Annotated in this window: 19 protein-coding genes; 12 read left to right on the plus strand and 7 right to left on the minus strand. The window is 36.8% G+C overall.

Annotated features, from left to right (window positions below; translation table 11 throughout):
* The coding region (locus A9G42_RS12280) for a transposase (protein ID WP_143426170.1) at positions 1–555 on the minus strand (555 nt) is incomplete at its 3' end.
* Positions 556–684: 129 nt separating this feature from the next.
* A complete protein-coding gene (gene pepB / locus A9G42_RS12285) occupies positions 685–1,965 on the minus strand; it encodes an aminopeptidase PepB (RefSeq protein ID WP_218837645.1) in 1,281 nt (426 codons plus the stop codon).
* A 101-nt stretch (positions 1,966–2,066) separates the two neighbouring features.
* On the opposite strand from pepB, the gene A9G42_RS12290 reads away from it, so the two are divergent.
* Both A9G42_RS12290 and A9G42_RS12295 read left to right on the plus strand, forming a co-directional pair.
* Complete coding sequence (locus A9G42_RS12290) at positions 2,067–2,840, plus strand: tyrosine-protein phosphatase (protein WP_065588522.1); 774 nt, start codon at positions 2,067–2,069, stop codon at positions 2,838–2,840.
* A 182-nt stretch (positions 2,841–3,022) separates the two neighbouring features.
* Positions 3,023–3,937: a restriction endonuclease gene (locus tag A9G42_RS12295; RefSeq protein WP_065583261.1), complete on the plus strand. Its 915-nt coding sequence runs from the start codon at positions 3,023–3,025 to the stop codon at positions 3,935–3,937.
* A gap of 440 nt (positions 3,938–4,377) precedes the next feature.
* On the opposite strand, the gene A9G42_RS12300 is transcribed toward A9G42_RS12295, so the two are convergent.
* The gene (locus A9G42_RS12300) at positions 4,378–4,995 is read right to left on the minus strand and encodes a 4'-phosphopantetheinyl transferase family protein (protein ID WP_065583260.1); all 618 of its coding nucleotides are present in this window, start codon (positions 4,993–4,995) and stop codon (positions 4,378–4,380) included.
* A 98-nt stretch (positions 4,996–5,093) separates the two neighbouring features.
* Here A9G42_RS12300 and metC point away from each other — a divergent pair, with 98 nt between their 5' ends.
* The 4 genes from metC to A9G42_RS12320 all read left to right on the plus strand — a co-directional run bounded on the left by metC (position 5,094) and on the right by A9G42_RS12320 (position 9,558).
* Complete coding sequence (metC, locus tag A9G42_RS12305) at positions 5,094–6,311, plus strand: cystathionine beta-lyase (RefSeq protein WP_065583259.1); 1,218 nt, start codon at positions 5,094–5,096, stop codon at positions 6,309–6,311.
* Positions 6,312–6,342: 31 nt separating this feature from the next.
* Positions 6,343–7,659, plus strand: a complete 1,317-nt coding sequence (gene tilS, locus A9G42_RS12310) for a tRNA lysidine(34) synthetase TilS (RefSeq protein ID WP_176700495.1) — start codon at positions 6,343–6,345, stop codon at positions 7,657–7,659.
* A gap of 147 nt (positions 7,660–7,806) precedes the next feature.
* Positions 7,807–8,118: a hypothetical protein gene (locus A9G42_RS12315; protein WP_065583258.1), complete on the plus strand. Its 312-nt coding sequence runs from the start codon at positions 7,807–7,809 to the stop codon at positions 8,116–8,118.
* A gap of 39 nt (positions 8,119–8,157) precedes the next feature.
* Entirely contained in the window at positions 8,158–9,558 is a 1,401-nt protein-coding gene (locus A9G42_RS12320; protein WP_141675265.1) for an FAD-binding oxidoreductase, read from the plus strand.
* Positions 9,559–9,722: 164 nt separating this feature from the next.
* On the opposite strand, the gene A9G42_RS12325 is transcribed toward A9G42_RS12320, so the two are convergent.
* Together A9G42_RS12325 and suhB are read right to left on the minus strand one after the other, a co-directional pair.
* Positions 9,723–11,909, minus strand: coding sequence for a heavy metal translocating P-type ATPase (locus A9G42_RS12325; protein ID WP_065583257.1), 2,187 nt, complete (start codon positions 11,907–11,909; stop codon positions 9,723–9,725).
* A 128-nt stretch (positions 11,910–12,037) separates the two neighbouring features.
* A complete protein-coding gene (gene suhB / locus A9G42_RS12330; RefSeq protein ID WP_065583256.1) occupies positions 12,038–12,841 on the minus strand; it encodes an inositol-1-monophosphatase in 804 nt (267 codons plus the stop codon).
* 609 nt (positions 12,842–13,450) lie between these two features.
* On the opposite strand from suhB, the gene ubiU reads away from it, so the two are divergent.
* The 4 genes from ubiU (at position 13,451) to csdE (ending at position 17,130) form a co-directional block, all read left to right on the plus strand.
* Positions 13,451–14,446, plus strand: a complete 996-nt coding sequence (gene ubiU, locus A9G42_RS12335; protein ID WP_065583255.1) for a ubiquinone anaerobic biosynthesis protein UbiU — start codon at positions 13,451–13,453, stop codon at positions 14,444–14,446.
* A 158-nt stretch (positions 14,447–14,604) separates the two neighbouring features.
* Positions 14,605–15,483, plus strand: coding sequence for a U32 family peptidase (locus A9G42_RS12340; RefSeq protein ID WP_065583254.1), 879 nt, complete (start codon positions 14,605–14,607; stop codon positions 15,481–15,483).
* On the plus strand, positions 15,440–16,666 hold the full coding sequence (gene csdA / locus A9G42_RS12345; protein WP_255305750.1) for a cysteine desulfurase CsdA: 1,227 nt from the start codon (positions 15,440–15,442) through the stop codon (positions 16,664–16,666). Before A9G42_RS12340 ends, csdA begins: the two co-directional genes overlap by 44 nt.
* 68 nt (positions 16,667–16,734) lie before the next feature.
* A complete protein-coding gene (csdE, locus tag A9G42_RS12350) occupies positions 16,735–17,130 on the plus strand; it encodes a cysteine desulfurase sulfur acceptor subunit CsdE (protein WP_065653569.1) in 396 nt (131 codons plus the stop codon).
* 41 nt (positions 17,131–17,171) lie between these two features.
* Here csdE and dolP read toward each other — a convergent pair whose 3' ends face one another.
* A complete protein-coding gene (gene dolP / locus A9G42_RS12355) occupies positions 17,172–17,750 on the minus strand; it encodes a division/outer membrane stress-associated lipid-binding lipoprotein (protein ID WP_065583251.1) in 579 nt (192 codons plus the stop codon).
* Between the two features lie 235 nt (positions 17,751–17,985).
* Between dolP and A9G42_RS12360 the strand changes: the two genes are divergently transcribed.
* Both A9G42_RS12360 and A9G42_RS12365 read left to right on the plus strand, forming a co-directional pair.
* Positions 17,986–18,684, plus strand: coding sequence for a DUF1266 domain-containing protein (locus A9G42_RS12360; protein ID WP_065653570.1), 699 nt, complete (start codon positions 17,986–17,988; stop codon positions 18,682–18,684).
* A complete protein-coding gene (locus A9G42_RS12365) occupies positions 18,681–21,374 on the plus strand; it encodes a J domain-containing protein (RefSeq protein WP_065653571.1) in 2,694 nt (897 codons plus the stop codon). Before A9G42_RS12360 ends, A9G42_RS12365 begins: the two co-directional genes overlap by 4 nt.
* Positions 21,375–21,444: 70 nt before the next feature.
* Here the strand turns inward: A9G42_RS12365 and A9G42_RS12370 are convergent, their stop codons facing one another.
* Positions 21,445–23,115, minus strand: a complete 1,671-nt coding sequence (locus tag A9G42_RS12370; RefSeq protein WP_065653572.1) for a molecular chaperone HscC — start codon at positions 23,113–23,115, stop codon at positions 21,445–21,447.
* Positions 23,116–23,133: the final 18 nt, after the last annotated feature.

Below are 23,133 nucleotides of genomic sequence, written 5' to 3' on the forward strand. Positions count from 1 at the left end.
TTCTCTTTCTGCGTTGATGGCTTGATTAAGCGCATCAATATATTGACTGGGCTCAACAATACGCTGCTCATTACGTGCTTTGCCTTTATTGGCATTTGCTTTTAGGTGAGTACTGTCCGTATATAATACCCGACCACTTATCAACCCTTTGGCAATGGCCTGCTCAACAATATTATCAAAAATCTGTTGATAGATTTCACTGTCATTAAACCGACGGCGACGATTTTGACTAAGTGTTGAGGCGTCAATCACTTTTTCGGTTAATCCCATTCCCAGAAACCAGCGGTAAGCTAAATTGACCTGAATTTCCTGAACCAGACGACGTTCACTGGGGATACCGAAAAGATACCCCAATAGCATGATTTTAAACAGTCTGACCGGATCTTCTGCCGGACGACCGTTATTCGGGCAATAAAGTGGTGCTACCGCTTCTCGAATAAATTCAAAATCAATGACTTTAGCTATTTTACGAACAAGATGATTTTGGGGGACAAGCGCATCTAGTGAGATTTGCTCTATTTTTTCTGGTGTCGCTGGAGTTGGTTTTTTTAGCATAGAAGAACTTCTCTTATAGTGGACTCCTCTCTATTAGATCAAAGAACTCGCCAAAAAGCGAGTTCTTTGTCATCAATCTGGAAAGCCACTTTTACAGTGGCTTTTTTAACTTTCTGATAAATTTAGGGATTATTTAAGGTGACTAAGCAAATTAGCAACCGTCCTAATCCCAACTCCTGTTGCCCCTGCTGCCCATAAGGCGGTGGCGCTTTTACGGAATGTTGCTGAACAATCGATATGTAGCCAATTTTTCTGATAATTTTCAATGAAATGTGATAAAAAGGCCGCAGCGGTACTGGCTCCTGCAGTATTAGGCAATCCTGAGTTTGCCATATCGGCAAACGATGATGGGAATTGAGAACGGTGAAATTCTGTTAATGGTAATCGCCAGAATGCTTCATTTTCAATATTGCTACTAGCTAACAATTGGTTAGCAAAGTTATCATCAAATGTAAGTAATGATTGATAATCATTACCCACCGCAATTTTTGCCGCACCTGTAAGGGTTGCGCAGTCAATAATATAATGTGGTTTATCATTATCGGCACGAATTAAACCATCAGCTAACACAAGGCGTCCTTCAGCATCGGTGTTATTAACTTCTACCGTTTTACCGTTACGGTAATGAATAATATCGCCTAATTTAAATGCATTACCGCTCACTAAATTATCGGCACAACACAAATAAAGCTTGATACGCTGATTTAACCCTCTTGCAATTGCCAATGCTAAAGCGCCCGTTACTAGCGCAGCGCCCCCCATATCAGCGCGCATTGATTCCATAAAGCTACTTGGTTTTAAGCTATAGCCACCAGAATCAAAGGTAATGCCTTTACCCACTAAACAAGCAACAATTGGCGCTTTAGGGTTTTTAGTCGGATTATAATCAAGTTCAAGAAAAGCGGCAGGTCTATCTGATCCCTTACCTACCGTATAGATCCCCATATAATTGTGTTCTTTTAAAGCTTCGCCTGAAATAATTTTATGAGCCACATCAGACGAGTAAGTGCTAATTAAATTAGCAGATCTTGCCGCTAACTCAACAGGGCTTAATGTCTCGGCTTGCTCATTAACAATATCCCGACACCAATCAATAATCGCTAAGCGATGTCCCAATTCTTGTTCGTCTTTAGTATCAAGTTTTGGTCCAATTACTTCAGCGCTTTTTTTGGCATTACGATAACCTAACCAAAAATGCCAACAAGCTTCAAGATCCCAATCTTCGCCAACTAACTTAACCGAATTGATTTCTTGGCTATCTAACTTTCGCCCTGCACGTTGAATCATATCCAAACGACGTTCAGCTTTATAGTGAATAGTAATAGTTTTATCTGAGAAGCTCAGCAGTGCGTCTTTTCCCCACTGGGTTGGAGCCTCTTGATTAGAAAGCAAAATCGATAACATTGACATAGTAAGTACCTTAATCATTTATGAATCAGAAACAATGGATTAATTCTAATCAGAAACATGTTAATATAGCAAGTAAAGTTAAGCATAAATAAGGATTAGTCATGAATTGTATTGTACCAATAAAAAATGGAATTAATTTTCGCGATTTAGGCGGTATTAAAACAATCGACGGTCGCCAAATTCGCTCTGGCATGTTATACCGTTCAGGTGCCTTCTCACTTATTACACCAGAAGAGCAAAATTTTTTATGTGATGAATTAAATCTGCATTATATTTTGGACTATCGCGATAATGACGAAATTGTGCGGAATCCCGATAAATTATGGCAAAATACTCATTACATTAATGTACCCGCTAACCCTTTAAACGATACCGTCACAGCAAGTTTAACAAGTGAAATAGGAAATAATCCAATAACGCTTAAAAAAAGCTCACCATTTGATTTTATGATTAAACTTTATCAGCTACTTCCTTTTAATAATCTTGCCTATCAAAAACTTGCATCAACATTACTTAACGCACAAGGAAAACCATTAGTACAACATTGTGCCGTAGGTAAAGATCGCACGGGTGTTGGCGTTGCGCTAACGTTATTTGCTTTAGGTGTGAGTGAAGAAACTATCATGCAAGATTACTTATTGACTGAAGAGCTTTTATCAGATTATCGAGAAAATCTATTAAGTAAATACAAACATAAAGTAACGCCTGAAGAGTTTGAAAACCATAAAGTGATTTTTGCGGCTAAAAAAGAGTACTTAAACGCCGCCATTAACGCAATCAAACAACGTTATAGCACGATTGATAATTGGCTCGCACAAGAATATCAATTGGATAACAGCAATAGAAAAATCTTACAAGACATTTATTTAATCTAAAAAGATAAATAAGTTAGGGTTATTAATTGTCGGATTTACTCACACTATTTACCATATTAAGAGAAAATTCTATGATGGATAGGTAAAAATAATGCTGAATATGCGTATTCAACAATCTTTGAAACAATTTATTTTGGCTCAATTTAGGTATTATTTGAATATCTTATTATTAAGGAGAGTAAATGGCCATTCCTGATTATCAAACATTGATGTTACCACTTTTAAAATGGTTATCTGATGGAAAACCTCACACAGCGAGAGAAACCTATAATCACTTAAGTCGGTTATTTAAATTAACCGCTGATGAGATGAGTCAGGAACTACCCAATAGCAATCAACCTATTATTGAAAATCGAATTGGCTGGGCGAAAACGTATCTTAAAAAAGCAGGGTTGATTAATAATACCCAGCGAGGTATTTGGCAAATAAGTGAGCAAGGCTCAAGGTTGTTACAAACTAATCCCACTAAGTTAACCAATCAAGAGTTATTAAATATTCCTGAATTTTTATCATTTAAACAGCTATCGCACTCATCAGAAAATCAAACCAAACAAACTGAAGTCAATACGGATGAAAATACACCAACAGAATTAATGGATTCTTCTTATCAAAAAATACGAGAAACATTAGCCGCAGAATTACTTAATTGCATTAAAGCTTGTTCACCAGCGTTCTTTGAACGTTTAGTTGTTGATGTTATGTTAGCATTGGGTTACGGTGGCTCTCGCCATGATACAGGAAAGGCAACACGTTTAACCAAAGACGGCGGGATTGATGGCATCATCCAAGAAGATAAACTAGGGTTAGATATGATCTATCTACAGGCTAAAAGGTGGGAAGCAACCGTTGGCCGACCTGATATACAAAAGTTTGCTGGTGCGCTACAAGGCGAAAGAGCCAAAAAAGGCGTATTTATCACGACTTCTGATTTTAGCTGTGAGGCAATCAATTACGTTAAACATTTAGATGTAAAAATCATTTTAATTAATGGTGCTAGATTGGCTGAATTAATGATTGATTACAATGTGGGTGTTTCAACGAGACAGGTTTATGAAATGAAACAAATTGATGGCGATTACTTTGAAGATGCAGATTAAAAACCCACTATCGTTATCTAACTTGAAATATTTTTCAAATTCTGGCGTAATATTGGAGTCTAAAATAGGTAAAAATAAAAACTTCAATAAAATCAATGGGTTTTCTGACTGATTTTTTTACCATGTCGATTTATCGTTCTTTCTGACACATCATAGCCCTATATTCCTGATATCGTGCACTAAGCTTAATGCGACTATACGTGCACCAAAATGGTTAGCGATTTTCAGTTAATGAAAGAGGGGCATGAGATAAGGCATAATCCCCCACCTATTGTTTAAGCTCTACTAAGTGTTTTGACTATAATGAGTTGTTCTATGATTGTTATTTATATCATAGAAGTGATATTTGTCCATTTTGGGATAGCCCATCAAATAAAATTTAAGGTATAACAATGATGATATCTATTTGCCATACTAACCTCGTGGCAACATTCTAGCCTTTACGATTGCACCACCAATTGCCTAATCGGCACATCGCAATTAACAGAAAGATGAATATCGCCAATTTGTTGATACTGATAATAAAAGTCCTGTCCAAATGGGGCGTTAATTAACTGGTTTTCAATATCTACTTTTACCGATCTTATTTGCCAAACGCCTTTAGCATATAATTTCAGCGCAGATTCCTTTAATGTCCAAAGTTGCCAAAAGGCGGTTAATGTATCGCTTTGTTTTAGCATCCATTGATATTCTTCATCAGCAAAAAAATTTTTGGCGACATTTACATAATTGTGACGCGGCCGAGCAACTTCGATATCAAGCCCTACCTTGCCATTTAACGATATCGCAACCGCGACCCAATCTTGGCTATGGCTGATGTTAAAATCAGGAAGATGCGGCGCTAAAAAGCAGGGACGGCGATTATCGCCAATGATCATCATCGGCAAATTAGCAATTTGACAATATTGTTTAAGTAAATTCGCTAAAATTGATCGACAAACTAAAAACTGTTTTTTCCGTGCACCATTTAATAATTGAGCATCATTAATGACTTGTGGTGACAGTAGTGAATAATTCACTTCTGCTGTATCTAAATGGGCAAGTTGGGCAATTAACATGTTGGATAAGCCAGTTTAAACAAAAATTATTTTTTACTATTTTAACAGCATGCTATGCTAACTGTTATCGAAATTTATCAGATCACTAAGGATGCGTCATGTCTTTACAAACAAAATTAGTTCATGCTGGTCGAAAAACTCGCTACACCCAAGGAGCGGTAAATTCTGTTATTCAGCGAGCTTCATCGCTGGTTTTTAACTCAATAGAAGCCAAAAAAGAAGCCACAGAAAATCGAGCAAAAGGGGCTCTATTCTATGGGCGCCGTGGCACATTAACCCATTTTGCCCTACAAGAAGCCATGACCGAAATTGAAGGCGGTGCAGGTTGCTACCTTTATCCTTGTGGGGCCGCAGCAATTGCTAATGCCATTTTAGCTTTTGTGAAAAATGGCGATCATATCCTTGTATCTGAAGCCAGTTATGAACCTACTCAAGAATTTTGTGAACATATATTAAAAGATTTTGGAGTAGAAACCGATTACTTTTCGCCACTAGTGGGGAGTGATATTATCAAATATATCAAACCCAATACTAAAGTTGTATTTTTAGAATCACCAAGCTCAATTACGATGGAAGTCCAAGATGTGCCAGCAATCGTTAAAGCCATTCGCAGTGTGAATCCTGAAATCGTCATTATGATGGACAACACTTGGGGAGCCGGCGTGTTATTCAAAGCGTTAGCGCACGGCATTGATATCTCAATTCAAGCTGGCACTAAATATTTAATTGGTCACTCAGACGCCATGTTAGGTACCGCGGTTACCAACCAACGTTGTTGGGATAAGTTACGTGAACGATCTTATTTAATGGGACAGATGTGTGATGCCGATACAGCCTATATGGCAACGCGTGGATTACGAACCCTAGCAATTAGGCTCAAGCAACATCACGAAAGCAGCTTAAAAGTGGCAAATTGGTTAGCCAATCATCCTAAAGTGGCAACCGTCAATCATCCAGCATTAGAAAGTTGCAAAGGGCATGAATTTTTTAAACGCGATTTTAGTGGTGCCAGTGGTCTATTTTCATTTGTCCTTCAAGAACATTTAAGCGATGTCCAATTATCTGATTTTTTAGATAACATGACCCACTTTTCCATGGCTTATTCATGGGGCGGATTTGAATCATTAATTTTAGCTAATCAACCTGAAGATCTTGCCAAAATACGTCCAGTATCGGGGATTGATTTTAAAGGTACATTAATCCGATTACATATTGGTCTTGAGGATCCTGATGACTTAATTGCTGATCTTGCCGCAGGCCTAGATAGAATCGAACGACATAAAAATAAAGTGAATGCGTTACAAAGCTTGGTATAAATAAGCATAAATTAGTAGAAATGGATAGCAGATGAGCCATCAAAGCCAAACACAAATCGACAGCATGGTTGAACAAACTATTTTACCACACCTAAATGGCCGACAATCGCTACTCGTTGCCTTTAGTGGTGGCGTCGATTCGACCGTATTAATGCAAGCATTAGTCAATTTAAAGCAACAGTTACCACATCTACAACTTAGAGCAATTTATATTCATCATGGTTTAAGTGCAAACGCTGATAACTGGGCGGCACATTGTCAACAACAATGCCAAATTTGGCAAGTGCCATTAATTATTGAAAAAGTCAAACTTGATCAACAAGCAGGCAATATTGAAGAACAAGCCAGAAATGCACGCTACCAAGCCATTTATCACCATTTACATCATGATGAAACCTTGTGCACCGCACAACATCTTGATGATCAGTGCGAAACCTTTTTTTTAGCGCTAAAACGTGGCAGTGGCCCAACTGGCTTATCTGCAATGCCGATTGAAAACGGAAACCATCTTCGACCACTACTAACCATTACACGCGCACAAATTGAAGCTTATGCTAAACATCATCAGCTTAACTGGATAGAAGATGAAAGTAACCAAGATGATCACTACGACCGCAATTTTTTACGCTTAAAGGTATTACCACACCTTAACCAACGTTGGCCACATTTTTCGCAAATGGTGGCTCGCAGCGCTGAATTATGCCAGCAACAAGAAGCATTAATTAATGAATTATTATTGGCTGATTTTAAACAAGCCACAACCGAGCAAGGGCAATTGTGTTTAACACCATTATTTGGCTATTCAGAATATAAACGTAATGCCATTTTACGCATGTGGTTTCGATCGCAACAAATCAACATGCCAAGCCAACAGCAACTCGCCTTAATTTGGCAAACCGTTGCTTTAGCTAAAGAAGATGCCAATCCCCAATTTATATTACATAACAAACAAATCCGTCGTTATCAAAACCAGCTTTATCTATTGCCATTATACCAAAACATTGAATCGCAAATGCTTAATTGGGATTTAACGTTGCCGTTAACACTCCCTGATAATGTGGGGCAATTACAGGTGAATTATCAACCCCCTTTACCTTGCCGTTTACCCCATGCAGATGAGCAAGTGACCGTTCGATTTCATGCTCAAGGGCAACTACAGATTGTTAATAGAAAAGGCTCAAGAGCGATAAAAAAACTATGGCAAGAACATCATATTCCACCGTGGATGCGAACACGAATCCCAATGGTTTACTATAATGAACAGCTTATCTGTGCGGTGGGCGCTTTTGTCACAGAACAAGGAAAAGGCGCACAAATCGGTTTCAAACTCATCAATAATGGCTTATAGGTTTTATCGATAAAGTTTGATACGCAAAACAATAATATATTTAAAAGATTAGCTAAAATAATCATATTTGTTAAAGCCAATATAGCTTAGTTAAATAACAGCAATTAAGGTTAATATGATTATCAGAAAATATTAGGATTTATCATCATGATGCTTCTATCTGATTATCTAAAATCTACAGATATTGAATTAATCCATAGTAAGTTAAAAAAACTGGCCATGACAAGCTTAACGCACATTCTTAATAATAACTACACCGAATTAGAGCTTAATACGAAGCAAGATATCAAAACACTAACTTTTCAAGAAAGTCTAAGTGTAATTTTAACGGGAGATTATACTGAACCTGTTTTTCAAATGTGCTTAAAAATTTATAAAGATGAAATGTATCTTGGTTATTATCACTATTTGACAACATTAGACCTTACCTTTGTTGATGAATTCTTTGTAATCAGATAGAATCAATTATTTGATTATATATCAATTAGATATTAAATTATGATGAAAAAATTACATTTATTAAGCTGCTGTCTTTGCCTGTTACTACCATTAAAAACGCAAGCTGTTGTTGTCAATGATGTGACAGGCATGACACCAGTACAAGTCGCGGCTATTGTTCAGCCTGAATCCACCCAACAAGTTGCTGAGCTGGTTAAAAACGCCTCTGGACCAATCAGTATAGCTGGTGGCAAATACAGCATGGGTGGACAAACTGCAATAACAGGGGCAATCCAGATAGATACCAAAAAACTTAACCATGTGATTGATTTTAATCCTGAACAAAAACTTTTAACCATTGAATCAGGTGCCAACTGGCGCCAAGTGCAAGAATTGATTGATCCTTACAACTTATCAGTGAAAATTATGCAAAGTTATGCCAATTTTAGCATTGGTGGATCACTCAGTGTTAATGTGCATGGTCGCTATATTGGGGAAGGCCCTATAATACTATCAGTAGAAAAATTCAAAATTGTACTGGCTGACGGCTCAATAGTCATCGCTAGCCCAAAAGAAAACTCAAATATATTTTATGGCGCAATTGGTGGTTATGGCGGTTTAGGAATTATTACTGAAGTCACATTACAACTTGTTGATAATGTTAAAGTTAAGCGCCTCAGTGAAGTCATGCCAATAACAAAATATTACTCGTATTTTACTCAACATATTCGTTCTGATAAAAGTGCAATATTCCATAACTCGGTAATGTATCCACCTGATTTTGAAACAGTTCGCGCCGTTACATTTAAACAAACCCAAGAGCCATTAACTATTTTAGACAGGTTAAAACCTAATACACAATACTCACGGACTCAGGAACAAAAAATAAAAATCGTCACCTCATCAACTTTGGGCAAACAGTTGCGTAAATTATATGATGAAGTTGATTACACAAAACAACCTGTCATGTGGCGTAACTATGAAGCAAGTTACGATGTATCTAATTTAGAGCCTATTGCAAATAAAGACAAAAGTTACGCACTAGAAGAATATTTTATCCCAATAGAACGATTTGATGATTTTTATCCAGAACTCATTGCTATTTTGAAAAAACATCAAGCTAATGTCATCAATATTTCGATTCGTCATGCTAAGCCAGATAGTGGCTCGCTACTAGCATGGGCTAAAACTGAAGTGTTCGCTTTTGTTATTTATTATCAGCAAGCAACTGATGAAAACAGCAAAAAACAAGTAGGCATCTGGACTCGGGAACTAATAGACGCCGCACTAGCAAACAATGGTAGCTATTATTTACCTTATCAGTTGCATGCCACGGCTGAACAGTTTCAGCGTGCCTACCCACAAGCAGCACGTTTTTTTAAGCTCAAAGCACAGTTAGATCCAAACAATAAATTCAGCAATATGATGTTAGATAAATATCACCCTAAAAAAGCTGAGTAAGCAACTGACAAAAGCCAAATAGCCTATTGCGGTATTGATGCTTAAACATAGACATAAGCTAAAATATTTTAACAACATTTATACGAATTTATTGAATTGATTAATGATAACGAATAATAAAGGAGGCCATTAGCCTCCTTATGCTACCACCAACTTTATACGATTTATTTTCCGCTCTTGGCCTTCCAACGTTTGAGTAACAATGCATTGGTAACCACACTCACACTACTTAACGCCATCGCTGCGCCAGCAATCATTGGGTTTAAATAACCTAGCGCCGCTAATGGAATACCAATCAAATTATAGACAAACGCCCAGAATAAATTCTGCCTGATTTTATTATAAGTTCGACGCGAAATATCAATCGCATCAGCGATTAAAAATAAATTGCCTCGCATCAACGTAATACTTGCTGCATGCATTGCCACATCGGTGCCCGTTCCCATAGCAATACCGATATCGGCAGCAGCTAAAGCGGGCGCATCATTAATACCATCCCCGACCATAGCCACTTGATTATTGGCTTGTGTATAGCTTTCTTTCTGTAATTGATAGATATAATTTGCTTTGTCTTGAGGCAATACTTCAGCAATAACTCGATCAATAGCTAACTGATCACCGACATAATTTGCTGCTTTCTGATTATCACCAGTTAACATTACCGTATTAACATGTAGTTGATGAAGCGCATCAATTGCACTTTTTGCTTCATCTTTAATCATATCAGCAAAGCCTAATATCGCCAAAATCACCACATTGCCTTCTAACTGTTGTTTAGCTAAAAATGAAACGGTATAACCTTTGTTAGTTAATTCGCTAATTTTATCATCCATATTCATAACATAAGCGTTTAATGACTTCATCCAACGCAAACTTCCTAAATAATATTCGGTATTATCAAGGGTAGCCATTACACCTGAACCTGTTACTGAAGTCATATTTTGCGCATAACGAAACTGCCCTGCTTTACTTAAAATCGCCTTAGCAAGTGGATGCTCACTACCCGCTTGTAATGACGCAGCAATCGACAAAATTTGCTCAGGCGTCTCGCTACTTATAATATCCATTTCGACTAATTCAGGTTTGCCCATGGTTAAAGTACCTGTTTTATCAAATGCGACCGTATTAATACTGTGCAGTGTTTCTAATGCTTCGGCATCTTTAAATAAAATACCATGACGAGCAGCTACTCCAGTACCAACCATAATGGCTGTTGGCGTTGCCAACCCTAAAGCACATGGGCAAGCAATCACTAACACCGCAATACAATAAAGTAATGCTTGTTGCCAATCATGCGATATTATTCCCCACACCAATAACGTAACAAGTGCAATTAATAAAATCATCGGTACAAAAATCGCACTAATGCGATCAACAATGCGTTGAATCGGCGCTTTTTTTTCCTGAGCTGATTCAACCATTCCGATAATCTTCGATAGTGTTGAGTCGGCCTGAATGGCGGTCGCTTTAACAATCAATAATCCTTCACCGTTAATCGTGCCACCAGTAACCACATCGTTAACCATTTTATTGACAGGCAAACTCTCACCAGTTAACATCGACTCATCGCTACTTGATTGACCTTCTATCACAATGCCATCAACCGCGATACGATCACCAGGTTTAACAATAACAATATCACCAACTTTAACTTGGCTTATTGGTAAACTTACTTCCTGATCACCTCGCCTAACTAAGGCGATATCCGGCCTTAAAGCACAAAGTGCTTCAATCGCTTGTGTGGTCTGATGTTTAGCGCTTGACTCTAGCCATTTTCCCACCAAAATTAAGGTGATAATCACCACTGAAGACTCAAAATAAAGATGTTCAGTATTTCCCGTTATAAATTGATAAACTGAAAGCCCATACGCCGCACTCGTGCCGATAGCAACCAGTAAATCCATATTGCCTGACAACGCTTTAACCGCATTAAAAGCACTTCGATAAAATTTTGCCCCCAAACCAAATTGCACTATAGATGCAATAACCAATTGCAACCAAGCAGGCATCATCAAATTCAAACCAAACAAAGCTAATAACATAGGGAAGACAAAAGGAATGGCAAAAATAATAGCAACAATAATTGGATATATAGATGATTGCCTTTTAGATTTTCTTTGATTATCCGTTGATTCGGTAATTTCAACCGCATGATAACCAGCTTTATCCACTGCCGACATTAATGCTTCCAGCTTAACAGAAGCATTAGCATTAACCATTGCTATTTCGGTAGCAAGGTTAACACTAACATCAATCACTCCATCTACTTTCTTGATTGCCTTCTCAACGCGCCCAACGCAAGATGCACAGCTCATTTCTTCGACAATAAAATTGTATTGGACAGTTTTCATTCAAAGCATCCCCCACTTATTATTTATGTTGTTGGCAATTAGTATATACCCAAAATAAAAAAGGGTTCACGAAAATAAGCATAAAACAGCAGGGTAAGATTAACCCTGCCTTAGGAAAAAAAGGAAGGTTAATTACGAAGATTTTCTGGCCATTCGTTTTGGGTAGAAACCAATAAATCTTTAACAACACGAGGGTTACCCGCCACAATATTACCAGAAACCATATAGTTATTACCGCCAGCAAAATCAGTAACAACCCCACCAGCTTCGCGCAAAATAAGCTCACCAGCTGCGATATCCCACGGTTTTAGGCCAATTTCAAAAAAACCATCTAAACGACCAGCAGCAACATAAGCAAGATCTAACGCAGCCGAGCCAGCACGGCGAAAATCACCGCATTTAACAAACAATTTTTGTAAAACAGTAAAATAACTATCGCTGTATTGTTTCGCTTTAAATGGGAGCGCAGTAGCAAGCACACTTCCCTCCAAACCCTTGGCATTACTAACACGAATACGATAACCATTAAGCTGAGCACCTTTACCACGAGCGGCGGTAAACAGCTCATTACTCATTGGGTTATAAACCACAGCAATTTCGGTTTTACCTTTAACTCGGGCAGCGATTGACACAGCAAAATGCGGAATATTTTTGATAAAATTAGTCGTACCATCAATTGGATCGATTATCCACTGTGTATCAGCATCATTCCCTTTCGCCAAACCACTTTCTTCAGCAATAATAGTATGATCAGGGTAAGCTTTTTTGATTGTCTCAATAATCAAAGCTTCAGCTGCACGATCAGCATTAGTAGCAAAATCATTAGTGCCTTTGGCTTCAATCTCGATTGAACTTGGGTTTTCATAAGCCTTAATGGCAACATTCCCTGCTTTACGAGCAGCACGGATAGCGATATTCAGCATCGGATGCATAATTTTCTTCCAATTGATGATGTTAAAGAACGGGTTGATTTAGCAAAGCAATTAGCCTTACTAAAAATTGGAGTATAGTATAAAGGTTTTACAACCTTATTACCAGACTATACCTGCATTGATGACAAAAATAGATTTAATTGATCTTGATAAAAAATCGTAAAAATTTTTAATAAAACAAGCTCAATTTTTATTGTAAAAATCAGCAGGTAATGTTTTCTCTCTATTTTTTATTTATTTTGTTGTTTTAAAATGGCTTTGTTTCGAGTGTTTGGTTTTCGCATAAAAAATAAGCCATTGATGATATTGCCCGATTTAGGAGATTTGTGCCCAATATTTTACAACGCCACGTATGGCGTTAGATGGCTAAAAATAAGATATTTTTTCACTTAAAAAACAGGTCAGGAAAAATACTGATTTTATTTTTCTAGATTACACCCAAATGCTGACGCCATACCTTATTCGGCGCCAAAATATATCGCTGATAAAGGCGATAAACAAAGCCTTACCCATTTATTAAGCAGAATAACCGCTTTCTATTCGCATTACTCTCGAAATTATTGCATAATACACAGCGTATAAATTACCGAAATTAAGTTAGGAATAATTATGGAACTTCTTTGTCCAGCTGGATCGTTGCCCGCTCTTAAAGTAGCAATCGATCATGGTGCTGATGCCGTTTATATTGGTTTGAAAGATGATACCAATGCCCGCCATTTTGCTGGTTTAAATTTTAATGAAAAACGGTTGTTAGAAGCTTCAGATTATGTACATAAACGCGGTAAAAAGTTACATATTGCCATTAATACTTTTGCTCATCCTGAAAATTTCCAACGTTGGCAACATGCTGTCGATACAGCTGCAAATATTGGTGCTGATGCGTTAATTATTGCTGATCTTGCCATGCTTGATTATGCGGCTGGAAAGTACCCTGATCTTGAGCGTCATGTTTCTGTGCAAGCGTCTTCAACCAATGAAGAATCGATTAAGTTTTACTATAACAACTTTCAGGTACATCGTATTGTGTTACCGCGTGTACTTTCGATGCATCAAGTTAAACAACTATCACAAGTTTCTCCTGTTCCGCTAGAAGTATTTGCTTTCGGCAGCCTGTGCATTATGGCGGAAGGACGTTGTTATTTATCATCCTATTTAACTGGTGAATCACCCAATACAGTTGGGGCTTGTTCGCCAGCTAAATTTGTTCGCTGGGAAGAGACCGAAAAAGGGCTTGAGTCACGACTCAATAATGTGTTAATTGATTGCCATAAAAAAGGTGAAAATGCGGGTTACCCAACGCTATGCAAAGGGCGTTATTTTGTTGGCGATAAGCTTTATCATCCAATCGAGGAGCCAACCAGCTTAAATACCATTGAGCTATTACCTGAACTATTTGCTGCTAATATTGCCTCGGTTAAAATTGAGGGGCGTCAGCGTAGCCCTGCTTATGTTGAACAAGTAACCAAAGTATGGCGACAAGCCATCGATCGCTATAAAGCCAATCCGCAATCATTCCAAACAGAAAAAAGCTGGATGGATACGCTTGGATCAGTTTCAGAGGGAACACAGACAACATTAGGCGCTTATCACCGTAAATGGCAATAATTTAATTTTTTTATTAAAACAAATAATTAAAAAATATACATTTTAAATGTAATATTTCGCTTTTTATATCTTCTGTTTTTTGTAAATAAATACAGGTGATAAGGTATTATCTTTAATAATTTAATTCATTTAATATAAACAATATTGTGAGCAAAACTATGAAATACGCATTAGGACCAGTGCTTTATTATTGGCCTAAAACCACAACAGAAGCGTTCTATTACGCCGCTAGAGAGAGTCAAGCGGATATTATTTATATGGGCGAAACAGTATGTACCAAACGCCGTGAAATGAAAGTTGCCAATTGGATTGAACTGGCAAAAGAAATTGCTAAATCGGGTAAACAAGTAGTGCTTTCAACCCTAGCATTACTTGAAGCGCCATCAGAATTAAACGATTTACGACAATTAGTTAATAACGGCGATTTTTTAGTCGAAGCAAATGATTTAGCTGCCATTAATATTGCGCAAGAGCATAAATTACCATTTGTTGCAGGCCCTGCTATTAACTGTTATAACGCATTAACTTTAAAATTATTACAAAAACAAGGGATGGTGCGTTGGTGTATGCCAGTTGAGCTTTCTCGTGACTGGTTAACCAATGTACTTAATCAATTTGAAAATTTAAATATTAAGCGAAATTTTGAAGTTGAAATATTCAGTTATGGTTATTTACCTTTAGCTTATTCAGCGCGTTGTTTTACCGCTAGATCAGAAGACAAGCCTAAAGATAAATGTGAAACATGTTGCATTAATTATCCCGCTGGGCGTGAAGTGTTCTCGCAAGAACAGCAAAAAGTATTTGTGTTAAACGGTATTCAGACTCAAAGTGGTTATTGTTATAACTTAGGCAATAATCTTAAAGAGATGAAAGGATTAGTGGATATTGTTAGAATTTCACCACTTGGTCTTGAAACGCTCGATATTGTCAAACGGTTCAAAGCTAATGAAGATGGATTAAATCCGCTACAAATTGAACATAAACGAGATTGTAATGGTTACTGGAATGGTATTGCCGGACTTGAACTTACCCAATAAGCATTTTGTGCCTGAGCAATTTAGGGCGGATTTTCCTGCGCTTAATAGTGAAAGTGTCTATCTTGATTCGGCAGCAACCGCACTTAAACCACAAGTGATGGTTGATGCAACGCTTGCCTACTATTTAGAAAATACCGCAACAGCCCAGCGTAGTTTGTATAATACCGCACTGCAAGTCACCGCAACGATTGATAAAGCAAGACAAAATGTTGCTAATTTAATTCACGCTCAAAGTAGCACTGAAATTATTTGGACTCGTGGTGCGACTGAGTCATTTAATTTAATTGCGCAAAGTTACGCTCGTCCGTTACTACAATCTGGCGATGAAATTATTGTGAGCGAGTTGGAGCATCATAGCAATTTATTGCCTTGGTTGATTGTTGCGGAGCAAACAGGCGCTAAAGTCATTCAATGGTCGTCAGATGTTAATGAGCTATCTTTATTAATGTCTGCTAAAACAAGAATTGTTGCAATAACGCAAATGTCGAATGTAACGGGTTTTTGCCCTGATTTAGCTACAATTAGCCACATTGTTCATCAACATAATGCGGTTTTAGTTGTTGATGGTGCGCAAGGCATTGTTCATCATGCGCTTGATGTCCAGCAATTAAATATCGATTTTTATGCTTTTTCAGCCCATAAATTGTATGGACCAACGGGTCTTGGTGTTTTATATGGTAAAAAGTCCTTACTTGAACAAATGTCGGTTTGGCATGGTGGCGGAAAAATGCTAAAAAGCGCTTCATTTGATGATTTTATTCCTGAAGATCTTCCCTATAAATTTGAAGCAGGCACACCCAATATTGCTGGCATTCTTGGCTTTAACGCAACACTTGAATGGTTAAAAAGTTGGGATAATAAGCAGCAAGCAGAAAACTACACAAAGCGACTCGCTGACTACGCAAAATCACAACTAAACCAATTTGCGGATATTCAATTTTATAGTGTGGATAGTAGCCCGATTATTACGTTTAATATCAATGAGATTCATCATAATGATATTGCTATCTTATTAAGTGAACAAAATATTGCGATCCGCACTGGTGAGCTTTGTGCCCAGCCTTTGATGAATAAATTAGGATGCCACGGAGCGGTTCGTGTTTCATTGATGCCATATAATAATCAGCAAGATGTGGATAAATTTATTTCAGAGTTGCAAAATGCAATTGAAATATTAGTGTGATTTTATACTGAAACGTATAGTTTCCTGAAACTTTTTTACAAGCAGTTAACCGTAAATAGGTCAATATTATGCTATCACAGCAAAGCTTAACCGAATTATTTGCAAAGCAACGTACTTGGCAAGATCGTTATCGACAATTAGTAATGCTAGCAAAGCAATTACCTGATTTCCCTGAAAATGAAAAAACTGAGCAGAACCAAGTCCACGGATGCGAAAACCGTGTATGGCTAACTTATCAAAAACAACAAGATAATAAGTATATTTTTCAAGGTGATAGTGAGGGAAGGATCGTCAAAGGCTTGTTGGCCATTTTAATCATCATTGCCAATCACAAAACAGCACAAGAAATTGCAGCTATCGATTTTCGATCCCTATTAAGTCAGTTAAAAATTTCTGATGAGCTAAGCCAATCACGTTTGCAAGGGCTTGCTAAATTAATTGAGCGCATAAAATCGGTTGCATAAAAAAGGGGCTAATGCGCCCCCTGTCTTTTATATAGTTACCGTTAATTTTCAGTATAAGTGTAAAGTGTAATGACTTTTTTTACACCACTGACTTTACTTGCAATTTCAGCTGCTGCTTTACCTTCTTCTGGGGTAACCATTCCAATTAAAAACACTTCGCTATTTTCGGTTACCACTTTAATTTTGCGAGCTTTTGTTTTAGCATCTAAAACTAACCGAGATTTAACTTGAGTTGTTATCCAAGTATCATTAGTAATAGTTACTGCCCCAACGGGCTCCCCAATACGAATTTGGTTATAAACTTTTTTTACTCCGTCAACTTGATAAGCAAGCTTTTCTGCTTGTTCAACTTGTTGACTATTTGCTTGTCCAACCAAAAGGATATTACCACCATAAGCACTCGAAACAATACGCGAACCAATAAACAAAGGTCCATGGTCTTTAATTTTTATCCCCATACGTGAACTGAGCGTTGTATCATCAACTTGGGTACCAGTAGTGCGAGGATCAGAGGCAACTTTTGCCGTAGCCCCTGCACCAATTCCTATAACAGCAGCAACGCAGCCTTGCAATATTAATGTGCAAGAGATTAACATTGCCATTATGGCGATCTTTTTCATTATAGCTCCTTATGATTTATTGCTCTGTAATAATCAAATTCTAATAGATTGTTTGTATTATGCCTTGTAGATATTGATTTGCAAATAATTTTATGATTTATGCTAGCTTATAGCAGTATTTCTATTTTATGAAACTATATCATAAATTTCTGTTTGAATTTCAAGTGTTATTTTAGTGTGAAATCTGCTATCTTTGTATAATAAATAAAATAAATCAGATGATTGGAATAAAAATATGAATCAAGATTGTGTCGATTGGCTATATGGTTTATCTGCACCGATGGTTGCTTTAAATAAGAGATATGGTGCAAGTTACACTTCGCCATCTTTTTTTCCTGACAGAACATTTGTTGATATGGAGGATGATTGGGGAATAGACTCTCGCCAAGCATTACTAAACTGTGTGTTTAATATGGTTGATGATGGGCATGCGCCAATATTATCTCGATATTATTCAGTGTACTCTCGATTTTCTGAATCAGAATGGCGTGATTATTGCCAAGCACAAGATGATTATCAAAAAGTATTTCTGGCGTTTGTTGAACAAACTTTTTGTGTATGTGGCTATGGTGGCATTCGTAGTTGGGATTATGCCCGTATGGGATATTTGCTACGCAATGGCACGACCAATAAATATATTAGCGAAGAAGAAGCGCTATGGATTTTTTCAAGAATTGCCACTCGTTCTCAATATTTTTATAGATCTTGGCACCATTACTGCGCTGGTTGGGCGATTGGATTTCAATATTGGGAAACACTCAATAATAAAGAAGATCTGGAGGCATTACGCTGTGAATTAACCAGAGCATCACAAACACATACCATGAAAATATTAATTAGCGATAAGGATTCACCTTGTAATCGCCTACCTTGGTATACTGAAATCGACGAACTAGAAAAACCAGAATCATTAGCGGAGTATGATTGGTCATGAATACAAATTTTTGGCAATTATTGGGCATCGAAAAAACAACAGATACCACGGTTATTCGTCAAGCATATCGTGTAAAGTTACCATTATATCATCCTGAAACAGATCCCGATGGATTTAAAGCTCTGCGCAAAGCGTATGAATTGGCAATGAATTATGCCAAATTGCCCGAAACAGCTATTGATGAAACTACACAGAATTCAGAAAAATCAACGCCACAACTAACAAAAGAACAAATTAAAGCGAATGAAATTTACGATGCTTATCAAGCCCTGTTAGAAGATCCACTGCGATGCTATAACATTGATGAGTGGCAAAAATTTATCGGTTCATTCTATGACTATCCAATGGAGGTTATTGATTCGGTAAAATGGCGACTATTAGAATTAAGTTACGAAACAACAAATATCTCTGAATCATGTGTCAAAGTTTTAGCCGATAATTTGCGCTGGCGTCAGCAACTCATGACACAATACACTGATGAACTTGAAAAATATGATAATTATTTAAATCACATTGATCGTGGTGATTTATTTGATTACACATGCTTACCAACAACAAATAAAACACTACAAAATGTAACTATCGATTATATATATAATGCCAAATGGTTATTTTGGGAAACTAGTTCGGAAGACGTTTATGAATTTTTATGCCAAGATACCGTTATTTACCTTCCTAATGATAAAAAATTCATGCTCGAATTTGCTCATTGGCACAGTGCTGCTAGCCTAAAAAATCAATCTATTTTGAATTACGCTTTAAAATGTATTGCCGAAGGCGATCAAGACGAAAATATGACTATCGAGTGGAAATATATTGCTGCCATCCAATATACTTTGCTTGAAGATAAACAAAATGCCTTACAGGCTTGGTTAGAATTGTATTATTCAGGTCATTATCAACAAAAAGCAGAAAGCTGGATAGCAGGTTGGTGTGCTTATTTTGAAAAAAATCACTTCCCATTATTAGTTATGGCGCTAAATAATAGTTATTGTGTCGCTGCCGATAAAACAGAAAATTATTTGTATACTATTCCGCAAATAACGGTAACTACAACATCACGATTAGCCTCATTAGAGAATATTGATGAGTATCCAAAAGAAATTATCGATTTTGTTAATTGGGCTTTAGATATAAGCTGGAATTACAAACAAGTCATATCAATATTGTTACTGGATGACGGCAATAATCGATTATATCGTTTATACCGACATGCCATTATGTTGCGTCACGGCAATGAAATATTATTACAAGAAATTTTAGACGATCGAAGCGATGATCCATTTGAACAATTTATTTTACAACATTTACAACGCCAAGCACGACAACATCTTGCATGGCTTGCAGAGCTTTCACCCGTGCAAGAATTTAAAACATGGTTATTTGATAATAATGAAAATGCTCAACTTCCACCTCAATTCGATCCCGACGAGAATGGTAAGCTAGCTGTATATGCTCGTTTATGGCTAGATAGATTCAGCGATATTCCTGATATTGCTAAATCACATTTATATCAAAGTTTTTCTTATCCAAATATGAAAATGTTTGACGGGGTTACGTTCTTAAAATTTAATGTTTATTATCAACTACCAAAATCTCCAGATCCTTCTGGAACCGCTGATAATAAAGAAGCTTATTGGCAATGGTATCGTTGTTATTTGTTAGTAATTGCAATTGCTTGTAAACCAATAGAAACTGCAAAATATCTTCGACAAGAAAATAATACTTTTATTATTGATGAAAATAACCCATTTAAACCATTAATAGCGATATTTAAGCATGGCAACTGGCAAAATGAAACCGAGCTGTATAACCTAATTAATAATGATAGTGGGCTAATTAATAATGTTTTAATTAATTATCCAAATTCAATTGAATGGTTTATTGATGCACCTCACCTTATTGATTTTGACGATATTGAGCAAAAACTGGAGCAAATATGGACACAAAAACTGGCGAATCGAAATCCAATTTATTTAATGTTGTTATACATAATTGTATTAAATAAAACTGAGCAAAAAAATAAATTAGATACGATATTACAAGATATTACTGGTGATAATAAAGAGTTAATAAACATAGCCAAAGATCTGCAAAATAATTGGATTACACTATCTTCTGATATCAAAAAAACATACAGTTATACCAAACAAGTTGATGAAATAAGAACACTTGCTAAACGTTTATCTAACTATTACGGTATATGCGATGAATATGAACTTGAAATGTTAGACAAGTTTAAAAACAGCTGTGACAATGATTTAGTCTTACGGCTTTGTGCGTCATTACTTATAGCAAAACATCGTGAAAATCAACAAAAACTGGAATCACAGCCATTACCTAAAAATAAATGGTGGCAGTTTTGGCGTTGGAAAGGACGAACTAATATAAAAGGTTTTATTATACAATTATGTTGTAGCTTCATAGTGTTAGGATTGATGACCGTACTTAACAATAATTTTGAATTGGATAGTCCTACTTTCTCTATGATTTGTTATTTTGTTGTTGTAACCAACACCGTTTTTGCTATGAAACGACGTTTTAATGATATTAATAAAGGTGAGCCTCTCTGTGATTTTGTGGGCGAAATATTGGCTTATCTCTTATTTTTTGCGCCATTTTGGGTTTCTGGCATCAAACACACTAACCATTTTGGACCGCCAGTAGAAAAAACTATCAAGAAAAAGTAAGCCGTATAAAAAACCCCTTTTATACTTATCATAAAAGGGGGTTGCTAATATTTTTAAATATCTTTATTAGTTATCGATTCAGATCTTGTAGATTAGATTCAATTTCACCACGAATTTCGTTAATTTCTTCAGAATTTTGTCTATTTAGTACTTCCATAAAAGCTTCAATATATGATCCAATTAATAGCCGTTCATTTCCCAATGATTGTGCCCATGCACGTTCCAGCCTTGCTAATAAAGTACGATTCGGCATTTCGTCGCGAGGGTGAATTTTAAGTGCTTTTAAGCGATCATGACTGTCTTGTTTTTGTTTGTCTGTTAATCCAATTGGACTATGATCAATCACTTTGCCATGTTGTTTGCCTGTCTCAAGTAAAACCACATCAACTTCTAATAAGCCATTTAGATCATAACTAAAGCGGACATCAATTCCTTGTGTTCTTTCCATTGGCGTTAGAGGCACCTCAAACTCATCAATAAAAACATTATTTTCAACGCGTGGGTTTTCACCTTGATAAACCGAAATACATATTACTTTTTGTTGAGGGTAAGTTGTGTAAAATGTTTTGACTTTCGAAGTTGGTACAATGGTATTACGTTCAATAATGGGGGAAAATAACCCACTAGCATTATTTGAACAACTTTCGATCCCAAGAGTATAAGGGCACACATCAGTTAAAATAACTTCTTCAACATCAGCATTTCGCAATCGACAAGCTGCTTGAACTGCGGCACCTTGTGCCACGATTGTTGTCGGATTTATGTGGCGATAAGGTAGTTTTGCAAATAATTTTGTCACTAGCTCTCGAACTACACCCAATTGTGATGAACCACCGACTAAAACAATATGTTCGAGTTCGTTGGGTTTTAAGCGAGCATCACTTAAAGCTTGTTCAACTGGGGCTCGTAATCGATTAAGTAATGATAACCAAATTGATTTAGCTTTTACTTCGTTTAATGAAAATTGCCATTGTTTGTCTTGCCATAACCAGGTCAAATTATGTACTTGGTCACCACTGAGCTTACATTTTAGTTGTTCAGCTAAATCCAATAAACGCGCATAATCATCAACTGGGATATCTGGTTGTTTAAGTTTCCATTCTCTTAAGCATGCTTCGACAATTTCATCCGTAAAATCTTCACCACCTAAGTAATTATCACCTGCTGATGCATGCACCTCAATTATCGGCATGGCATATTCTAGTACAGTCACATCAAACGTGCCGCCACCTAAGTCAAAAACTAAAGTGTTACCAGACTGTTCTTCATGTAATCCATACGCCATTGAGGCCGCTGTTGGCTCATTAATTAAACGCACAGCATTTAGTCCAGCAAGTTCGGCAGCAAAGCAGGTCTGTTTACGCTGTTCGTCATTAAAATAAGCTGGAACAGATATGACGACATCATGAATTTCTTGTTGTAGAAAAGCCTCAGCATCAGCCTTTAGTGATTTTAAAACTAATGCTGAAAGCTCAGTTGGTGTAAATTTTTGATCACCTAATTCAAAAACTTTATTTGATCCTAAAAAACGTTTAAATGCCGCCACACTACGACTAGGATGAGTGGTTAAACGAGATAAAGCTGCGTGACCAACTAAAATCGAATTATCTTCATCAAGGCTGACTGCCGAAGGTGTAACAACTTCGCCTATTGAGTTGGGAATAAGTGTCGGCTGACCATTTTGCCAAACACAAATTAAACTATTGGTAGTACCTAAATCAATACCGATTGGATAATGCATAAACTCTCTAAATAATAT

Source organism: Gilliamella sp. Nev6-6 (genome assembly GCF_001690605.1).
Taxonomy (GTDB): domain Bacteria; phylum Pseudomonadota; class Gammaproteobacteria; order Enterobacterales; family Orbaceae; genus Gilliamella; species Gilliamella apicola_C.